General features: G+C 51.7%; 13 protein-coding genes and 1 tRNA gene. 7 read left to right on the forward strand and 7 right to left on the reverse strand.

The window, feature by feature from the left end; genetic code table 11:
• Positions 1–60: 60 nt before the first annotated feature.
• Positions 61–2,790 (reverse strand): aconitate hydratase AcnA, encoded by a 2,730-nt coding sequence (acnA, locus tag IPM50_01520; protein ID QQS33285.1) that lies wholly within the window; start codon positions 2,788–2,790, stop codon positions 61–63.
• Between the two features lie 50 nt (positions 2,791–2,840).
• Between acnA and IPM50_01525 the strand changes: the two genes are divergently transcribed.
• The 4 genes from IPM50_01525 to IPM50_01540 all read left to right on the forward strand — a co-directional run bounded on the left by IPM50_01525 (position 2,841) and on the right by IPM50_01540 (position 4,528).
• Positions 2,841–2,915: transfer RNA gene (locus IPM50_01525), tRNA-Glu, on the forward strand.
• A gap of 160 nt (positions 2,916–3,075) precedes the next feature.
• Positions 3,076–3,441 carry a hypothetical protein gene (locus tag IPM50_01530; GenBank protein ID QQS33286.1) on the forward strand — a complete coding sequence of 122 codons (366 nt, stop codon included), beginning with the start codon at positions 3,076–3,078 and terminating at the stop codon, positions 3,439–3,441.
• Between the two features lie 47 nt (positions 3,442–3,488).
• Positions 3,489–3,893, forward strand: a complete 405-nt coding sequence (locus IPM50_01535) for a hypothetical protein (GenBank protein ID QQS33287.1) — start codon at positions 3,489–3,491, stop codon at positions 3,891–3,893.
• 77 nt (positions 3,894–3,970) lie between these two features.
• Positions 3,971–4,528: a hypothetical protein gene (locus IPM50_01540; GenBank protein ID QQS33288.1), complete on the forward strand. Its 558-nt coding sequence runs from the start codon at positions 3,971–3,973 to the stop codon at positions 4,526–4,528.
• On the opposite strand, the gene ggt is transcribed toward IPM50_01540, so the two are convergent.
• The gene (ggt, locus tag IPM50_01545; protein ID QQS33289.1) at positions 4,522–6,267 is read right to left on the reverse strand and encodes a gamma-glutamyltransferase; all 1,746 of its coding nucleotides are present in this window, start codon (positions 6,265–6,267) and stop codon (positions 4,522–4,524) included. The two genes, IPM50_01540 and ggt, sit on opposite strands and share 7 nt — an antisense overlap.
• A gap of 162 nt (positions 6,268–6,429) precedes the next feature.
• Between ggt and IPM50_01550 the strand changes: the two genes are divergently transcribed.
• Positions 6,430–7,731, forward strand: coding sequence for a divalent metal cation transporter (locus tag IPM50_01550; GenBank protein QQS33290.1), 1,302 nt, complete (start codon positions 6,430–6,432; stop codon positions 7,729–7,731).
• An 8-nt stretch (positions 7,732–7,739) separates the two neighbouring features.
• Positions 7,740–9,257 carry a mechanosensitive ion channel family protein gene (locus tag IPM50_01555; GenBank protein ID QQS33291.1) on the forward strand — a complete coding sequence of 506 codons (1,518 nt, stop codon included), beginning with the start codon at positions 7,740–7,742 and terminating at the stop codon, positions 9,255–9,257.
• Between the two features lie 15 nt (positions 9,258–9,272).
• Here the strand turns inward: IPM50_01555 and IPM50_01560 are convergent, their stop codons facing one another.
• The 4 genes from IPM50_01560 to IPM50_01575 are packed head-to-tail and all read right to left on the reverse strand — an operon-like array spanning position 9,273 to position 14,834.
• The gene (locus IPM50_01560; GenBank protein QQS33292.1) at positions 9,273–10,052 is read right to left on the reverse strand and encodes a hypothetical protein; all 780 of its coding nucleotides are present in this window, start codon (positions 10,050–10,052) and stop codon (positions 9,273–9,275) included.
• 33 nt (positions 10,053–10,085) lie between these two features.
• The gene (locus tag IPM50_01565; protein QQS33293.1) at positions 10,086–10,613 is read right to left on the reverse strand and encodes a transcriptional repressor; all 528 of its coding nucleotides are present in this window, start codon (positions 10,611–10,613) and stop codon (positions 10,086–10,088) included.
• Positions 10,614–10,636: 23 nt separating this feature from the next.
• A complete protein-coding gene (locus IPM50_01570; protein QQS33294.1) occupies positions 10,637–11,521 on the reverse strand; it encodes a DUF2520 domain-containing protein in 885 nt (294 codons plus the stop codon).
• A 46-nt stretch (positions 11,522–11,567) separates the two neighbouring features.
• Entirely contained in the window at positions 11,568–14,834 is a 3,267-nt protein-coding gene (locus IPM50_01575; GenBank protein QQS33295.1) for a hypothetical protein, read from the reverse strand.
• 294 nt (positions 14,835–15,128) lie between these two features.
• Here IPM50_01575 and IPM50_01580 point away from each other — a divergent pair, with 294 nt between their 5' ends.
• Positions 15,129–16,295 (forward strand): M48 family metalloprotease, encoded by a 1,167-nt coding sequence (locus tag IPM50_01580; protein ID QQS33296.1) that lies wholly within the window; start codon positions 15,129–15,131, stop codon positions 16,293–16,295.
• Positions 16,296–16,357: 62 nt separating this feature from the next.
• On the opposite strand, the gene bamD is transcribed toward IPM50_01580, so the two are convergent.
• Complete coding sequence (bamD, locus tag IPM50_01585; GenBank protein QQS33297.1) at positions 16,358–17,860, reverse strand: outer membrane protein assembly factor BamD; 1,503 nt, start codon at positions 17,858–17,860, stop codon at positions 16,358–16,360.
• Positions 17,861–17,862 lie beyond the last annotated feature (2 nt).

Here is a 17,862-nt window from a genome sequence, read left to right on the forward strand (position 1 = left end):
GCGACTAATGTGACTGATTGACCTGACTTAAAAATAACATCAATAGCCCGGCTTCACAAACTAATTTTCACCGATGATCTGCCCAAGAACATACGGCAAAATACCGCCGCTGTTGTAATATTCGAGTTCGATCGGAGTGTCAATTCTCAGTTGTACGGGCAATTCAAAGCTCGTTCCGTCCAGGCGCCTGACACGCAGAGTAATATCTTGCTGCGGTGCAACATCTTCTTCGAGTCCCGTGATGTCAAAAAACTCTGTTCCGTCAAGTCCAAGCGTGGAAGCAGACTCACCATTCTTGAACTGGAGCGGCAGAACGCCCATTCCAACGAGATTAGAGCGATGAATGCGTTCAAAACTCTCAGCTACAACAGCTCTTACGCCCATTAAGGCAGTTCCTTTTGCCGCCCAATCACGCGAACTGCCGGTCCCGTACTCCTTACCGGCAAAGATGACCAATGGGATGTTCTCTTCCCTGTACTTCATCGCAGCATCGTAAATAGTTGTTTCGGTGCCGTCGGGTTGATGGCGTGTGAAACCGCCTTCGGTCGGGGCTGCCATGAGGTTCTTTATTCGGACATTCGCAAAGGTGCCGCGCAGCATAACGCGGTCATTTCCCCGCCGCGAACCGTAAGAATTAAAATCTGCCGGATCGACCCCGAGTGACTGCAAATAGCTGCCGGCAGGAGAATCAGGCTTGATCGCACCGGCAGGAGAAATGTGGTCGGTCGTGACGGAATCACCAAAGATAGCCAACGCCCTTGCACCAGAAATATCCTTAAAGCCGGTCTCGCCGAAATTGCTTGAGAAAAACGGCGGCTCCTGAATGTACGTCGAATCAGGGTCCCATTCATAGATCTGGCCGACGCTGGAGCTGATATTGTTCCAAAGCGGATTTTGCTCAGCGAACTCCGAATACAACTTTCGGTAGGTCTCTGCGTCGTATGCCTTTGACAGGTGCGACGCAACCTCGTCCATGGTTGGCCAAATATCCGCAAGGAACACCTCGTTACCGTCTCCATCTATACCGATCGGGTCGCCAACGGGGTCCACAACGATCCTGCCGGCAAGGGCGAATGCGACAACAAGGGGCGGCGACATTAGAAAATTGGCTCTTACATTCTGATGAACGCGTGCTTCGAAATTCCGGTTACCCGACAAAACCGATGCGACAACCATATCGTTCGAAGTGATCGTCTTTTCTATGCGCGGATCGAGAGGGCCCGAGTTGCCGATACATGTTGTACAGCCATAGCCCACAAGGTCGAAGCCAACATCGTTCAAATATTGCTGAAGACCGGCCTTTTCGAGATATTCAGTCACAACGCGTGATCCGGGAGCCAAAGAGGTTTTGACGTAGCCGGGAACCTTCATTCCCCGCTCTACCGCCTTCTTGGCAACGAGGCCGGCGGCCATCATTACACTAGGATTGGAGGTGTTCGTACAGGAAGTAATGGCGGCTATGACCACGTCACCGTGTCCCAGGCTGGAAACATCCGACAGGTCATTCAAACCGGCCTCGTCCGAATCGCGCCCGGTTATCGAATAACGCGTGGGGGCCTCACCGCTTTCTTTCCCGAAGCCACCTTCGGCGATCGGCGTAACCAACAGATCCAAGAATTTTTCCTTGACTCCGGTCAGTTCGATGCGGTCTTGAGGACGTTTTGGACCTGCAACCGAAGGAACTATAGAACCGAGATCGAGTTCAACTACGCTAGAATAATCTACGTCTCCTGATGCAGGTATTCCGAATAGACCTTGTGCTTTAAAATAGTTTTTCACAGTCGCGATATCGCGTTCATCACGGCCGGTATTCCGATAATAATCCAGCGTCTTTTCATCGACACCGAAGAATCCCATCGTGGCGCCGTATTCGGGTGCCATGTTTGCAATGGTTGCCCTGTCGGTCGCATTGAGTGCTGCCGCACCCTCGCCGAAAAATTCTACAAATTTCCCGACGACATTGTGCTTTCGCAGCAATTCGGTAACACGAAGCACCACATCGGTCGCCGTTGACCCCTCAGGAAGGGATCCCGAAATGTTTACGCCGACAACATCCGGCGTGAGGAAATACACGGGCTGCCCCAACATTGCCGCCTCCGCTTCAATGCCGCCTACGCCCCATCCGACTATACCGATACCGTTGATCATTGTCGTGTGCGAATCGGTACCGACGAGCGTATCAGGATAGTAGACACCACCCTTGCTGAAAACGCCTCTTGCAAGATATTCAAGATTTACCTGATGAACGATGCCGATGCCCGGCGGTATCACCCGAAATCCGCTGAACGCCTGTGTACCCCACTTTAGAAAGCGATATCTCTGCTCATTGCGCTCGAATTCCTTTTCGATGTTCATTTGGTAAGAAAATTCGTTACCGAAATAATCAACCTGAACAGAATGATCTATCACCAGATCTACCGGCACCAGAGGCTCGATCAAGCCCGGATCCTTGCCCATTCTCTTTACAGCAGATCGCATTGCTGCAAGGTCCACCAACAATGGAACTCCCGTAAAATCCTGGAGTATCACGCGCGCAACGACGAAAGGGATCTCCGCTGTCCGATCTTCGCCCGGCGCCCAGCGTGCCAGGTCAGATACGTTTGTTTCGCTAATTTTTCGGCCGCCGTCAAAATTGCGGAGAACAGATTCAAGCACTATTCGTATCGAGACCGGAAGTCTGGAAATCCCTTCAAAACCCGCCTCCTCAAGTGCAGGAAGCGAGTAGTAGATGCCTTTTTCACCATGACCCGTCTCGAATTCTTTGCGGGTACCAAATAGATCGTGATTCATATCCTTTTTCTTGTATTGTAATTGAGCAAGTTCTATAATAACCATCTTGCGGCGCATTCGTCTATCGGTTAGGACGCAAGATTCTCAATCTTGAAAGACGGGTTCGACTCCCGTATGCGCTACCAGACCACTTTATCTAATTCCTGACTCTAGGTTGACCGGCTTTTTGCGGGTCATTTTTTTGACGCGGGCTCAACATCGCGGCAAACGCTTGCCCGTGATACAGTTTCTAACGGTCGGAGTCGCCTGAGAATGGCTCTATATTCTCATCTGAGGTGTCTGATTATGAAAAGATGGCTGTTCGCCTTTTTGCTGCTCGGTTCCGTGGTCTTCTTGGCCGCTTGCCCCGACCGAAAAAGTATCGCGGAGGTATCCGCAAACCCCGGAAAATACGCCAACAAGGATGTGGTCGTAGCGGGTCGAGTGGTTGACAGTTACGGTATCGGTGTTCCCGGGACCCGATATGGCGGCGGTGCATACAAGATCGATGACGGCACCGGCACTATTTGGGTCATTGCGACCGAAGGCAATGTGCCTGGTCGCGGTGCCCAGATCGGCGTAAAGGGACGTGTCAGCAGCGGTGTGAATTGGCGCGGTCGAAACTACGGCCTTGCGATCTACGAAAAGGACCGGCGATATCCCAAGAACTAGCGTTATCTGAATTGTTTTTATAAATTCCTTCGGTGCGAATCTTGACGGTGTCGCAGTTAGAACAGGCCTTTGCCGGCCTCGAGCAAAGCATCGAGGCCGCATTGACCAACCATCGAAATGATCCTGTTAGCGTGACGCAGGATGGCATAGCCATTTCACCGACGGCAAAGGTGATCCGTTCAGCCGCGGTTCTGGAGCAGGCGCTCGGCGGCATCTCGCGGCGTTTATGGGACGACCCTTTCGAATGGACGCTTCCAGAGGCCTTCCCGACCGATAAGCAAGCGTTTGAATACCTTTCCGAGGTCAGATCGCTCCGAAGATCGACATTCGCCGCATTCAAGCATAATGACGACCTCGATCGGCTCATTCCTTCCCCGATAGAGATGCGGTCGATCCGCGATGTACTTTTGGACGCTTTGACTCGTTCGCGTGCCATCCTTGATTGCCTATGACGATATTTGGCTGATATTTACGTTTTGCTGCGTGAACTTTTTCGTGTAACAATTCGTTTCATCTAGTGTCCTACGCTATGCAGGGGTTACATTGTCCAAATTGCGGTCAGCAGCAGGTCTCGCGAGAGACCAAGTTTTGTTCTCGGTGCGGGCTGCCGTTGACCGGCGTTCGGATGGTACTTGAGAATGGCGGAGCCGTTCCGATTATAGAAAGAACGAAGACCGCGAGGTTTTTCAATAAGCGGAACGGGGTGGTCTTTTCCATCTCTTGGTTCATTATCTTTACGATGTTCCTGACCGCATTTTTCGGTATCTTGAATGCCCCTGATGAACTTGTAGCGATCGTAGCGATCACCGGCTTTTTCGGGAGTATCCTGTCCCTTCTTATCTCGTTGGTATTTTTTCCCAGTTCGAAGTCCACAGCACAGACCCTCGCTGCGTTTGAACAGACGACAGCTTCGCAGACACAATTTGCTCCGATGCCGGAACGCGGGGCACTTCCGCCAAAGGACGTATCGGCGGCCGCCGCTTTTGTACCGCGCGCAGGCATGTGGCTGGATACGAAAGAACTTTCCCCCTCTGAAACGTCCGAGGGAAAGACCAAACTGCTGAACGACGAAGAAGCCCGTCAATAACCTATCGCCTTTCCGTCGCTACGCCGGTCTATTACGCCGACACGCTGCCCGTCATTTCGGATCATGATGCCGATCGCGGACGCGACATAACCGGGATTTGCTATCAGATTGTGTCCTTTTGCCGTCAATTCGGCTCTTGTTCGATCCAGCAGCCCGACGGGCTCCCAACGGACACTATCCGGCAGCCACTGATGATGAGCGCGCGGGAAATCCATAGCCTCCCGAAGATCCATCTTGTGGTCGATCATGTTGATGACCGTTTGAGTCACAGCGGTGATGATGCGCGGGCCTCCGCGTGCACCGACCGCAAACCACGGCTTACCGTCTTTGGTAAGGACGATCGTCGGGGTCATCGATGACAGCGGACGTTTGCCGGGTTTGATGATATTTCGCTCGCCTTGTATCAGTTCAAACAGATTTGGCCTTCCGGGAGCGGTGGTGAAATCATCCATTTCGTCATTCATCAGGATTCCAGTGCCCTTGATCGTGACGCCGGAACCGAAAAGGTCATTGATCGTGTAAGTATTGGAGACAACGATGCCGTCCTTATCGACAACCGTATAGTGTGTGGTATCCATCGATCCGTCTGGTGTTTGATTCCCGTATTTGATCGCTGAACTTGGCGTCGCCTTCGCAGTGTCGATCGTTGCCCGACGTTTCGCTGCATAATCCTTCGAAATTAGCCATGACGTCGGTATATCCGCGTGATCCGGATCACCTGCGTATTCCGCCCTGTCGGCAAATGCTCGTTTCATAGATTCGATCACAAGGTGCCAGCGTTCAGGAGAGGCCGGGTCCATCGATGCCATGTCGAAGGCTTCCAGCATGTTCAAGGTCTGCAGCATCACGACGCCTCCCGAACTGGGCGGTGGCATCGTAATTATCTTGTGCCCGCGGTATTCGCCGACGAGCGGAGTTCTTTCAACAGGCCTGTAATCCCGCAGATCAGCTTCCGTTATCAGGCCGTTATTTGCCTTCATATCTGAGGCGATCATTCTTGCGGTCCGTCCCCTATAAAACTCTGAAGCGCCCGCCCTTTCGATCCTCGAAAGCGTGGCAGCCAACTCAGGCTGCCTCAGCAATTCGCCTTCTTTCAAATATCTGCCGCCATTAAGAAAGACTCGCTCGCTGTCAGCGTAAGGCTTCATTCGTTCTTTATATTCGACAAAAAGGTCGGCAAATCGTTTTGACAGCTTGAAACCCCGTTGCGCAACTTCGCGAGAAGGCTTTACCAGATCACGCCACTTGATCTTTCCTGAACCATATTTTTTGAACGCCATATCAAATCCCGCGAGAGTACCGGGAACGCCCGACGCACGGTATCCCACCGTTGAAGAGCCCTCGCCGCGGATCGGATCGCCTTTGTCATTTAGGAACATGCGCTCAGTAGCGGCCTTTGGTGCACGTTCACGGTAATCTATTGCCGTCGTACGCCCATCCGGAAAACGGATAAGCATGAAGCCGCCCCCGCCAATATTTCCTGCCTCAGGATAAACCACCGCAAGGGCGATGCCGACGGCGATAGCAGCATCAACTGCGTTGCCGCCCCGCCTGAGAACATCAACGCCGATCTGTGATGCGATCTCGTGCTGCGAAGCGACCATCGCATTCTTTGCTGAAGGTGCCTCGTGAATGAACGGACCGGCCGGGATCTGGGCACGGACGACGCTTTTAGGCACCGCAAGTGCCGCAATAACGAGAAGACTCGCATAAAATGCACGAATAGAAGATATTCTCATTCCGCTATTTTCTGATTTAGTGCGACTCTTCTCAAGTCAGGTCGATCTAAGTAAGTCCGTCGGGCCGTTGGTTTCTTTTTAGGGCTGGCGAAGTGTATCCTTACAGTTCAATATCGAAGTTTAGGTTGTTCCCGTGTGGGAATGTTTGCAACAGGCCGACAAATGCGTTCAATATTGCCAAAACCGGGAATTGCAAAGGCTATACGCAGGGCGCCGTCGGCGTTAGGACGAAGGCTTGCCGGGTACCGCTTTTACGCATATTTTGCATTGATCGGGCCGGGCATCGTTGCCGCCAGCTCCGGTAATGAGGTCAGCGGTATCGCGACATATTCCATTGCGGGAGCTGAATACGGCTACACGCTGCTTTGGACCTTTCTGCCAATGACGCTCTTTTTCTGTGTAGCTCAGGAAATGTGCGTCAGGATGGGAGTCGTGACCGGACAAGGCCTATCCGACCTTATTCGTGAACAATTCGGGGTACGCTGGACGACGGTTGTTATGATCGCCCTCTTGATCGCAAATTCGGGGATCATCATTGCTCAATTTATTGGCATCGCACAGGCCTCTGAGATATTTGGCCTTTCGCGATATTATACAGTTCCGCTGGTCGCGTTATTCGTCTGGTGGCTTGTCGTCAAGGGATCAGCAAGAAGGATCGAGACCGTTTTTCTTCTGATGTCCTTGGTCTTTTTCCTTTACGTCATTTCGGCCTTCATGGCCGGCCCGGATTGGGCCGACGTGGGAAAACAAGCGGTCAGTCCCGCCTTCAGCCTGGAAACGGGCTATTTGTTCACCGTGGTGGCTTTGATCGGAACAACGATCACGCCTTTTATGCAGGTTTATGTTCAGAGTTCCGTAGTTGAAAAGGGGCTGGACAAGGACGACCTCAGAACTGCGAGGATCGATGCGATATTCGGCGTATTTTTTGCCAATACGATCGCTGCCTTCATAATGATCTCGGCGGCGGCCACACTTTTCCCGGCCGGCATTATTCCTGACGACGCATCTCAGGCGGCGTTGGCTTTGGCACCGGTCCTCGGTGATTACGCAACAATAATTTTTGCGGTCGGGATATTGGGAGCCGCGATGCTGGCTATGGGCGTTCTTCCCTTAGCAACTGCCTATAGCCTCAGCGAAGCCCTTGGTTTTGAGAAGGGTATTTCTCGGTCGTTTAGAGATGCCCCAATTTTCCTGGGCGTCTTTACCGCGCTCTTGCTGTTGGGCGGGATCGTCGCACTATTGCCCGGCATCCCGCAGTTCAAGCTTCTTATCTTCACCCAATGCGTTAACGGCCTTCTTTTGCCGATTCTGCTCATCGCAATGATAACCCTCGCAAATAACAAAGAGATCATGGGAGAGCACCGCAATCGAACGCTGCACAACATTCTTGCAATTGGGACCGGAGTAGTGGTGTCGGCGCTTTCGTTGCTGTTGATTGGAAAGACGATTGTTGATATGTTCTAGGACGTTCTATGGCCTCAACGGACACTCGACGGAAACTGTTTCGCCTTCTCGGGTTTATCGCCGTTTCAGCACTCTTGCTTGTTCTTTTTCCGATAGTAGAAGATCTGTTGGTCTCTTCGCTCAGTTCGTATTTGGAGTTGACGATAGCGGAGGACGGCTCTATTAGTGCCGCAGCCACCGGTGTTAATGCCAAAATGGCAGAAACGTCGCTTTCTATCGCGATCGCCGTGCTGCACATACTTCGGGTCATTGCTTGGATGGCCTTAATTGTCGGTGTTGTAAGGCTTGCAGGCTTTTTGATGACCAAAACCGTTTTCCGGGGCGCAACGTCCGGGGAGCTGTCATCGATATTGCGATCGGTCATATCGATCATTATCTACATTGTCGCTTTTTTCATAATCTTTCAGTCTCAGTTTCCAAATGTCCAGCTCGCCCCCCTTTTCACAGGTTCTACGATCATTGGTATAGTTGTCGGCCTTGCTCTTCAGGACACCTTGGGTAATCTCTTCGCAGGACTGGCTCTGCAGGCAGATCAGCCATTTCAGGTAGGCGACGTCATCATTGTCGGAACCAACAAGCCGGGGATCGTTGAGAGAGTTTCTTGGCGAGGCGTCAAGATACGCACGTTTCAGGAAAAGACCCTGGTCATAAGCAACGCCGTTCTCGGACGAGAAACCATTGAGGTTGCTGCTCGTAACAATTTGAACGCCAGAAGCGTTTTTTTTAACACGCTATATGTTAATTCTCCTGCAAAGACCATTCGGGCCGTGCGTGAGGCGGTCCAGCAGGTCGAAAACGTTTCGGCCGCACGCGTGCCGAACGTCCGCATCCGCAACCTCGGCGACAACGGCATAGATTGGGAAGTGAAATACTGGCTGGATGACTATATTCCGCACAACGATACTGATGCTCTGATCCGCCAGCGAATTTGGTACGTATTTCAGCGCGAAGGTATTGATTTTGCTTTCCCGACCAGAACCCTTCACATCGCGAGGCGGCAGCACGTTTCCACCGGCGACGAAATAGTATTGGACAACGAGGAGATACTCCGAAACGTCGATATTTTAAAGCCGCTATCTGAGGACGAGATCAACAGACTCGCGCACTTTTCATCGTCTCGGGTTTACGCTCCGGGCGAGGCGATAGTGGCAAAGGGCCAGGAGGGCGGGTCGATGTTCGTTATTATGCGCGGGCGAGTTTCCGTGCAAATACCTGTAGGGGGCAAAACGGTAAATGTAAATGAACTCGGCGATGGCGAATTTTTCGGAGAGATGAGCCTATTGACCGGGGAACCCCGAACGGCAACAGTTCTTGCGATCGAGGAAACGGAGGTCCTTAAGGTGGGCAAGGAAGCACTTCGGCCGATACTGGCTGAAAACCCGGCACTGGTCGAATCTGTTTACCATCACATCGAGGAACGTAAGAAAGCCTTGAGATCTAAAGAAAAAAGTGTACAACCAGTAGCGTCTGAACCCCGAGGCCGCGTGCTGGCATCAATTAAGAATTTCTTTGGGCTAAAACACTGATCGTTTTAGACGGAATCAGTTATCTTTCTCACCGGGCACGTCATATACCGAATGAAGAACTTCTGAGATAGGTGGACGAAATCGATCCACACCAGAAGTGTCTAAGCGTTCATTGAATACCGTTTTGAGAATGTCGCGGCCGCGGCTCTCCCCCGGCGGAAGGCCGCTCCCAACTTCTGCTTGCCTGCTGTGTGCTGTCAGTTCCGACATCACGCCCTCAAGCCGCAACATGCGGGATCGTTCCAGGCGGCGGATCGCTCTTGAGACCTTTGGGCTTTCTTCGGGGGCACGCTCAATACGCCTGCGCAATGCAACATATTCTCTCAGTTCAGAAGAGGGATCCTTGATCGCGATCTCGTCATAACTCTCATCGCTGAGCATGTTCAGAAAAACACCTGCCCTTTCATGATCGCCGCTGATCTTATAAAGGCACCCCAACGCATATAAAGCCAAGGGCGGCGGCGGGTCGCAGCGACGCACAATTTCTTCACCTCGAACGATCACTTCCTCCACCTCGAATCCGTACCACCGCCGCCTCGGATTTGAAATGATCTCATCAGCGAGAAGGTAAAACTCGAAAATACTGCGTGCCGTCGAAGTCTTGGCCGGCGCGATCAATCGCCAAACCAAATAGGATGCTGACGCGAGGAAGAACAGGAATGCGAGCGGAAATCCTGAAAAAAGCAGCAAAGCCGTTACAACTATGCTTGCGACCGAATAGGTGGCGATCTCTTTCGCGGTAAACTTTTCCGATCTTACCGATAACTGTTCGGTCCGTTTGTCTATCTCACCCATTGCAGGCATCCTCCACGAGAAACATCAACCGAATCAACGCACAACAGTTCTACCGCTCTTTACCCTTACCCGCGGCTCAGCTCCGGGCGGTGCATTGGTGAGCTTGCCGGCGGAGGCTTTACATTTGGCACAGTATCCCCAAAGCCGAAGGCTGTGGTGTGTTGCCTCAAAACCAAAACTTGCTGCCATCTCGTCCTGAAGAGCTTCGATATCCGGAGAAAAAAACTCGATCACCAAACCGCATGATGTGCAGATCATGTGATCGTGATGTTCGTCCGAATGAAGTTTCTCGTAATACGTTTTGTTATCGCCGAACCGCACCTCCTGGGCCAGGCCGGCCGCCGTAAGAAGTTTCAGCGTTCTATAAACGGTCGTCAACCCAACGGTCGGATCTATCTCGCTGACCAATCTGTAAAGGTCCTCACTCGTTATATGATCTCCCACGTCAAGGAAGGTGCGAAGTATCAGATCCCGTTGCTCGGTCCGGCGAAGTCCCGCCGAACGCAAGTAGTTCTCAAAAAGGATCTGTTCTTCTTCGAAATCTTTAGCCTTTCGTCCCATTGATGCTCAAAGCCGTCATCGGCCTACCGCAATTTCGCCCTCGCGAATGCGACACGCGACCTCATGGTCTCTATCCTTTCGGGATTCGCTCCCTTTTCTGCTGCAAGTTCAAGTGCTCTTTCGCCAAGAAGAAGATAGATCTCCATGATCTCCTCGGAGCAAAGTTCATTGATCGCTGCAACATGTTTTGAAAATGTCTCAACGTCGGCCCGGGCGAAGGTCCCTGTCATGGCACTCGCGGTATCCTGACGCGATAAATTTGCGATCGTGCTTGTTACCAACGGCATTAGTATCCGCTTAGCGTCATCACGCTCAACACCGCATGTCTCAAGCATTTCAAATGACGCGTCAAGCAACGCAACCAAATGCCCGCACGCGGTTACGGCTGCCGCGTGGTAAAGGGTCTTAAATCTCGTGTCGATAGCGAACGGGCGGCCTCCCAATGCCTCCACCAATTCCCTTCCTATCTCAACGGCGTCCGGTTCACCTTCAACGCAGAAATAAGCACCGTTAAATCGTTCTTTTCCGGACACGGGCTCGCTGATCGAGACCAAAGGGTGTACCGACCCCAGCGATGCCCCAACATTCTCTAATGCGCACAACAGCCCGCTCTGCAATGCTCCGCTCGTATGATAGGCGTACCTGACCGAATCAAATGAGTTGGCCGCCCAATCCGCTGCGGCAGCAATATAAGGGTCTTGGACAGCGACAATAAGGATGTCAGCCTCACCGCCGGTAAATTCCTCGGCGAGTTCGATCTTGACGTTACCCGGCAACTGGCCGGCGACATCGTCCAGCATCTCACGTCCTCGGTGAACAAGATGCGTCACGCAATAATTGTCCGGAGGAAGGCTGAGAGCAAGAGCCAACCCGACCCGTCCGGCACCTATGATCGAGACCGACCGCATATCGCCAATTATAGCTTTTCCAAAGACGATAATCGAAATAGCAGCGCTAGGCTGCCGAAGCGATATCCTTAAGCAACTCAATACTTTGTGCGTCTATATCAATGGCTTCACCTCGTGACAGTTCGGAGATCAGGCTGTCCCTTACCGCGGCAACAAGCTCATCCTCGGTAAACGCACCGAGCTCATCTATCGTATTGGAAACGAAACGCTCTGATGCTCGTGCTACGAAGGTCTCAATATTTGACGAGGAGATCGGGAGAGTAAGATCTGGGTTAAAGACACAATTGCAGACAGGCTTTGCCGCCAACTCTGCTTCACTTATCAGATCGCACCAGTGCCGACGTAATTCCCTTTCTATGCCGGACAGGACCAATCTATCCGAAGCAGAAAACCATGGCAGATCAGATGCCTCTAAGAAAATGCTCCAACGATCTCTGCCGACAGCATCCGAAACAACGTCCCGCAATTCCTTTCGGCCGTTCATTGCAATTTGGTGTGCACGAACATAGTTTTCCGCATATGCGTTTTTAAAAACGGAGAAAAGTTCGGCAGTCGAAAGATGGTCGGATTCCTCAAACATTGTGACGGTCTTGGAACAGATCGCTGATGACCGCAGATCTTCAACGGAGCCGTTCTCCGTCAAAAATGAAAATGTGAAATAGGAATTTTCGGATCTAGCGCTTTCCGAACTCGCCAAAGCTGCTTCCACCGCTGAAGCCTCAAGCCACCGCTCGGAATAATCGTCTAGAGACCCTTTGAAACAATCAATGAACTGAGATAGACACTCTTCAGCCGATGTGCCGCTTCGCATCCACGCAGAAACTATCGAGCCTGCCCTTCCAAGCGAACGACGCACGTGCTCGGTCTTTTTCCACAAGTTCAGTGTGAGGCTTTCCGGAGGAACAGATTCCAGGCGAGACAATAGATCGCGCCGTTCCCATTCTCCAAACCAGGATCGCAGAAAGTCCTCGATATCAGGTGTGCCAGCTTCTGCTGAATAGTCCAACGATGTCAGGCGCCTGCACCATTCTTCGAGTTCGACGTGTTCATGTTTGGACTGGAGCGGCCTGGCAACTGCAACAATATCATCCCAAACGATCTGCAGGTCCAGCGACCGGCTATTGATACGGCTGCCTCGAACGGTCACGAACTCCAGGTCCAACGCCGAGACCAAGGCCGTTATTATCAACTGCCTTGCCTCAAGGCTCAGACCCGTTGGCTGCCGGTACAATACGTCCTCGAGGGCAGAAATGGACGTTCTGTCATCGGATGCTTCAATTGTACTGATCAGCTGAGACGTCAACGGCGACCGGGAAAGAAGCTCAAGCGAAGAAGGCTTGACCAGATCGCCGTGTTCTTCTGCCAGCCCCAGCGGTAATGCAATAGCCTTTGCGAGTTTCTGGATTTCAGGTGATTCAGCCTCTGCTCCGATAAAGAACTTTGAAACAAGCGTAGAAAACTCTTTTGTTCCGATCCGCCCGCCAAAGGACGGATGCTGCACGAATAGTCGACGGAAATCGTCGTCGAAAAGTGGTGAGAATAGATACGCTAACGTATGCTTTTCGCGGTCTTCTTCCGCGAATGACATTCTCCTGCCGCCAATTTCGAATTCTGCGTCCTCAACCAACACGCGTGTAAGAATTCGTTCGATGGAAAGCCTCAGTTTTCGGATCTCAACGTCGTCGACCTTGTCCGATCGCGAAATTCCGGCGGCAGTGATCCTGATATAGTCTTCGATGTCACTACTCTCCTCGCGGGAAAGAGAGGGCAGACGCCAGAAGCCGGTAACGTGAACACTTTCCGTTGATGTTGTCGGATCTTTAGTACCTTTCGGTAAGACAATGATCTGCCAGTCGAGCCGTTCGGCATCGGGGGAGGCGGTGATTCTGTTTTCGTGACATGTTATCCTTCCCCGCCGAAGTGTGTTTTGCCATTCCAGAACCGACAAGGCACCGGCATCCGAAAACAGATCCTTACCGTCGAGATCCGAAAAATGCCAGCCTGCCAGATGCAGAAGTTCAACAAGGGGACTGTCGCTGTGCTCGCTTGGCTGATCCTCGATCACAGCAGCAGACGGCATCGGGGCAGGAGACTCGAACTCTTCCCTTTCTACCTCAAGGCCTTCCAACAAATATGCCCTCTTTCCGGACGGATCTGAAAATTGTTTTATCGGTGCAGACTCTGTACGGGAAATATTGGAGAGAAGCTTTTCAAGATCGAGGGTAGTTCCGCCACTATCGATCAATACTCCTGCTTCAATTTCGTCAGAAGTAGCAGGGGAACCTGACAAGGAACGCAGTATCAGATATTTCAAGGCAAGCCGGGCCGGATAACGCTGAGCAAGCGGCAATTGCTCCACAATTTCCTTGTCTATCCGGTCGAGCATTGCGAATGCAGGCACAAGGTCCTCGTGGGCTCGAAGCCGCGCTTCTACGGCGTCAAACATCTCGTCCAGCCCGATCAGCGATTCCGCCGGCCGGCCCAAGATCTTGACCCCTGCATTTGAGGCAAAGCCCAGAAGAGCAAAATCGGGGACGTAGAACCTTACGAAAGGCGCAATGTCCAGGCTCTCTGGGTGAAGTGGATAGAGCGAAGCGAATCTCTCTTCGCTCCACCGAAATGCACGAAATCTGTCCTTAAAGCCCGCATAAACCCGGCCAATCTCAGAACGGGAACCTTCCAGTTTCGGAAAGACGTAGGAATCTACGATCTGATAAAGGTGCTGCGGATCCAGGTAGTCGATGACAAATTTCTCGGCAACCTGGACATTCGGACCGTCGGCCCCCGAAATGTCGTCATCAAGAGCGATCCCAACAAAGATACCCAGTGCTTTTGCATTATCGGCAATTGCAGCAAGATCGCCGCCGTCATCCCGCGTGATCCTCTTTTCCCGCCCGGGATTCGAGTCGATGATCAAAGCTACGATCCTGTCGCCTCCGGCTTTTACCAATTCACTAAGCAGCTCAGGAATTTCGGTGTAAGAACTGAGATCCGTTTTAAATTCCTTTTCCGCCGCGCTTCTCAGTTCCTTTAGCAGATCACTCTCAGATCCGCGAAACACACGAACTACCTTGAATTCGGCTCCGCCGAATGCCTCGCAGTTCCGACGGATGTGCTCATCATCCAGAAATGCTCTGGACGATGCGTCGCTGCACAAAACGGCAAAAAGAGAAAGGAAATGGCTCTTGCCGACACCTCGCTTTCCGGCGATCGCGAACGCCGCCTTTCCGCCCGGCGCAAAGCCCGCGATCCTGCCCAGCCAGGTGGACATCAGATCTGAGGTCAAAGACGTGAATTTATAGCTTTCAACCACCGTTCGGGGACTTCCGTTTGCTGAGGAAGAACTGCTGAACGGCCTCGCTTCAATAAGGTCTTTGACTTTGGATCGACTTTTCGACATCTAGCTGAGATCGACAGGAATTCGACGGCGGCAGACCACCGCAACGACAGAATTTTAACACGTTTATTGTTACGAAATGAGAGAATTCCAAACTTTACGCTACGTCAGTCCAAACAATCGAACTATTTTTCATCCGGCGGCATCAAATTGTCGTTGCTATAACCGACTTTTCGGATATATTAGTCTTTAGCCTGAACGGAGTTATTTATGGTGAACAGAATTTCACGTTTCATCTCTTTTGTACTCATTTACAACTTGATCGTCGCCACAGCACTATTTGGTTCCATGCCAGCTCACGGTCAGACGACGAGTTCTTCGTCTTCTCAAAAAGCGGAGCCTAAGAAAGATAATAAGAAAGGCGAATCTCCAAAGCCGACGCCCGCTCCGCGCGGTCTGAGTCCGTCAGAAGATCCTTCGCAGATCGGCAAACGTAATATAAATAAGGGCAAAGACAAGTTTTTTGGCTGGCTGGGCGGATCTCAAGAGAAAGAGATGCAGATCGGAAGGCAGCTGGCTATGGAAGTTGAACAGCAGGCGAAGATGGTCGATGATCCGATCGTTACTGAATATGTCAATCGCGTAGGGCAGAACCTCGTGCTTCATTCGGATGCAAAGATACCATTCACCATAAAGGTCATCGATAGTGACGAGGTAAATGCTTTCGCTCTGCCCGGTGGCTTTTTCTACGTAAATCGCGGCCTCATCCTTGCCGCTGACAACGAGTCAGAGCTGGCAGGTGTGATGGCTCACGAAATAGCTCACGTCGCCGCCCGCCATGCGATGGAAAATCAGGGCAAGGGTGCCCTTATTAACTACGGGCTCCTCGCCGGCATTATTTTTACCGGAGGCGTGGCCGGCTCCGTTCTGCAGAACACCGCAGGCATCACGCAGGCACTGGCGTTTTTCAAATTCAGCCGTGGGGCCGAGGAAGAGGCAGATAAACTTGGCGTCCAGTATCTCTACGCTGCGGGATACGATCCACGCGGAATGTCGACAATGTTTGAAAAGCTGGCATCACAGAACAGGAAAAAGCCCGGTACGCTGGCAAGGCTTTTCACTACTCATCCGCAATCGCTTGAACGCCGCGATGCAAGTGATCAGTTGGTCACACGGTTCCCTGAAAAGGAAGAATATTTGATAAGCACATCCGAATTTCAACGAGTGAAAAATCATCTGATGAAGATCACCAACGCCCGTGCGGGAGTATCTATAGATTTTGATGATCCTGAAGACACTAGGCCAACTCTGAAAAAACGGCAGCCGGACGCACCGGACGCGAATAACGACGGGAGCAGTTCAAGCTCTTCGTCGGATGGTCCGCCGAAACTCAAGAAGCGGGATCAACCCGAACCGGCACCAACCCCTCAATTCTGAGGTCCAAGGTTAAAAAAAAGCCCGCTTTTCGGCGGGCCTTTTTTTTCTTCGATAACCTGTTCTCATGGCTGCGGCTGTTCGGGTTGAGATGACTGCGGCCTCTGTGATATCACCGTCGTGAGAGCCTGCGGGATCTGGTTCTGAAGTATGTCGCCCTGGTTCTCGATGATCTGATCGATGAGTTCGAATTTCTCCCTGTCAAATGACCGCGACATTAGCACGCCGCTCTTGTCTATGGTCATCGGATAAATACCAAAGAACTGGTTCCTGAAGTTCTGAAAGAACGACACCTGCTCCGGCGGCATAACTTTCATACGATCCGGATTTGGTGCCGGCACGGTCGCACCTATCAGCTCAAGCTGTTCGCTCGCTCTGCGAACATGCTCGCCGTTGGGATAGTCGCTCACGATACGTTGGAAATAGCGGGCAGCCTCATCCGTTTCTTCTTCGACGAGGTATGTCACGGCCAATTTATAAAGGACCTCTTCCATGTAGGAGAAATCAGGATACTTATCGAGTATTTCCCGATATCTCGACTGAGCTCCCTTCAAACCGCCCTTCTTTTGATCGATCGAAAGATTGTAGTAGTAATTCGCAATAATGAGATTGTGCAGTCCCAGATTGTCCTGGACCTCTTTCAGTCTTAGCTCAGCATCGCTCTTTAAAATGCTGTTAGGATAATTTTGAAGCAGAGCTTTCAGGCGTGTTTCCGCTCGACGCGCGCGAGTTGCGTCACGATCAGGTAATCCTATCTGTCGCATTTCAGACTCGGCGATCTTCAGCACCACACGATCTGCCAGAGGATGCGTCGGAAAAAATGTGAGCCAATCCTGATACGAAGCAATGGCTTGTATCAAAGAGCTGGTAGAACCCTCCAAATAGAACGAATCACCGACAGCAAGCTTCGCCATCGGCAAATATGCCGAATCCGGATAAGTGGTAATGATGGTCTGGAACAGCAGCCGGCCAACGTCATAATTCTTTTTTCGGATCTCACGAGTTGCAACGATGAAAAGCTCCCTGTCGCGGCCAGGCGAAACGCTTCCGATCAGTTCCTCATACTCATCTGTGCCGCCGCCGCCAAAAATTCCTAGAAACTTTTTCTTCTTTTTCTTTTCTCGAGGCTTTCCAACCGGTGAATCTGAACCTGCCCGGGCACTTGCTGTCTCGATCTGTGCAGTATCGACGCGGTTCTGCAATTCCGCAACACTCTGCTCAAAACCGTCGAGATCGGAGCGTTCGTATTTATCGCCGCGATCGATCTTACTGCGGAGCCCGTTTATGTCAGACTGCAGGCGGCTGACGTCCTTTTCCAATGCGACGAGGCGGCCCAACGGCGTGTTGAGCTTTTTGTCGTCATCTTTTTTGGACCTGTCGCTTTTATTTTCTTCCTTTATCACCGATATGGCACTGTTGAGAGAACGCCGCATGCGTTCGAGTTTGTCCCGCATCACATCAAGGCGCTGTGCCACCGTTCCGTCGCCCGAAACCTGAGCGTAGGACGGCAAGGCCATCAATGACAAAAGTAAAAATGAGATAAAGGCAATACCTTTTAATTGCTTCATAA

The sequence above is a fragment of the Acidobacteriota bacterium genome (assembly GCA_016700075.1).
Lineage (GTDB): Bacteria > Acidobacteriota > Blastocatellia > Pyrinomonadales > Pyrinomonadaceae > OLB17.

Coding starts and splice junctions, on each gene's coding strand:
- IPM50_01570 (QQS33294.1), bottom strand. CDS start 11,521: ATGCGGTCGGTCTCGATCATAGGTGCCGGACGGGTCGGGTTGGCTCTT.
- IPM50_01550 (QQS33290.1), top strand. CDS start 6,430: ATGCGTTCAATATTGCCAAAACCGGGAATTGCAAAGGCTATACGCAGG.
- IPM50_01555 (QQS33291.1), top strand. CDS start 7,740: ATGGCCTCAACGGACACTCGACGGAAACTGTTTCGCCTTCTCGGGTTT.
- IPM50_01580 (QQS33296.1), top strand. CDS start 15,129: ATGGTGAACAGAATTTCACGTTTCATCTCTTTTGTACTCATTTACAAC.
- IPM50_01540 (QQS33288.1), top strand. CDS start 3,971: ATGCAGGGGTTACATTGTCCAAATTGCGGTCAGCAGCAGGTCTCGCGA.
- ggt (QQS33289.1), bottom strand. CDS start 6,267: ATGAGAATATCTTCTATTCGTGCATTTTATGCGAGTCTTCTCGTTATT.
- bamD (QQS33297.1), bottom strand. CDS start 17,860: ATGAAGCAATTAAAAGGTATTGCCTTTATCTCATTTTTACTTTTGTCA.
- acnA (QQS33285.1), bottom strand. CDS start 2,790: ATGAATCACGATCTATTTGGTACCCGCAAAGAATTCGAGACGGGTCAT.
- IPM50_01560 (QQS33292.1), bottom strand. CDS start 10,052: ATGGGTGAGATAGACAAACGGACCGAACAGTTATCGGTAAGATCGGAA.
- IPM50_01565 (QQS33293.1), bottom strand. CDS start 10,613: ATGGGACGAAAGGCTAAAGATTTCGAAGAAGAACAGATCCTTTTTGAG.
- IPM50_01530 (QQS33286.1), top strand. CDS start 3,076: ATGAAAAGATGGCTGTTCGCCTTTTTGCTGCTCGGTTCCGTGGTCTTC.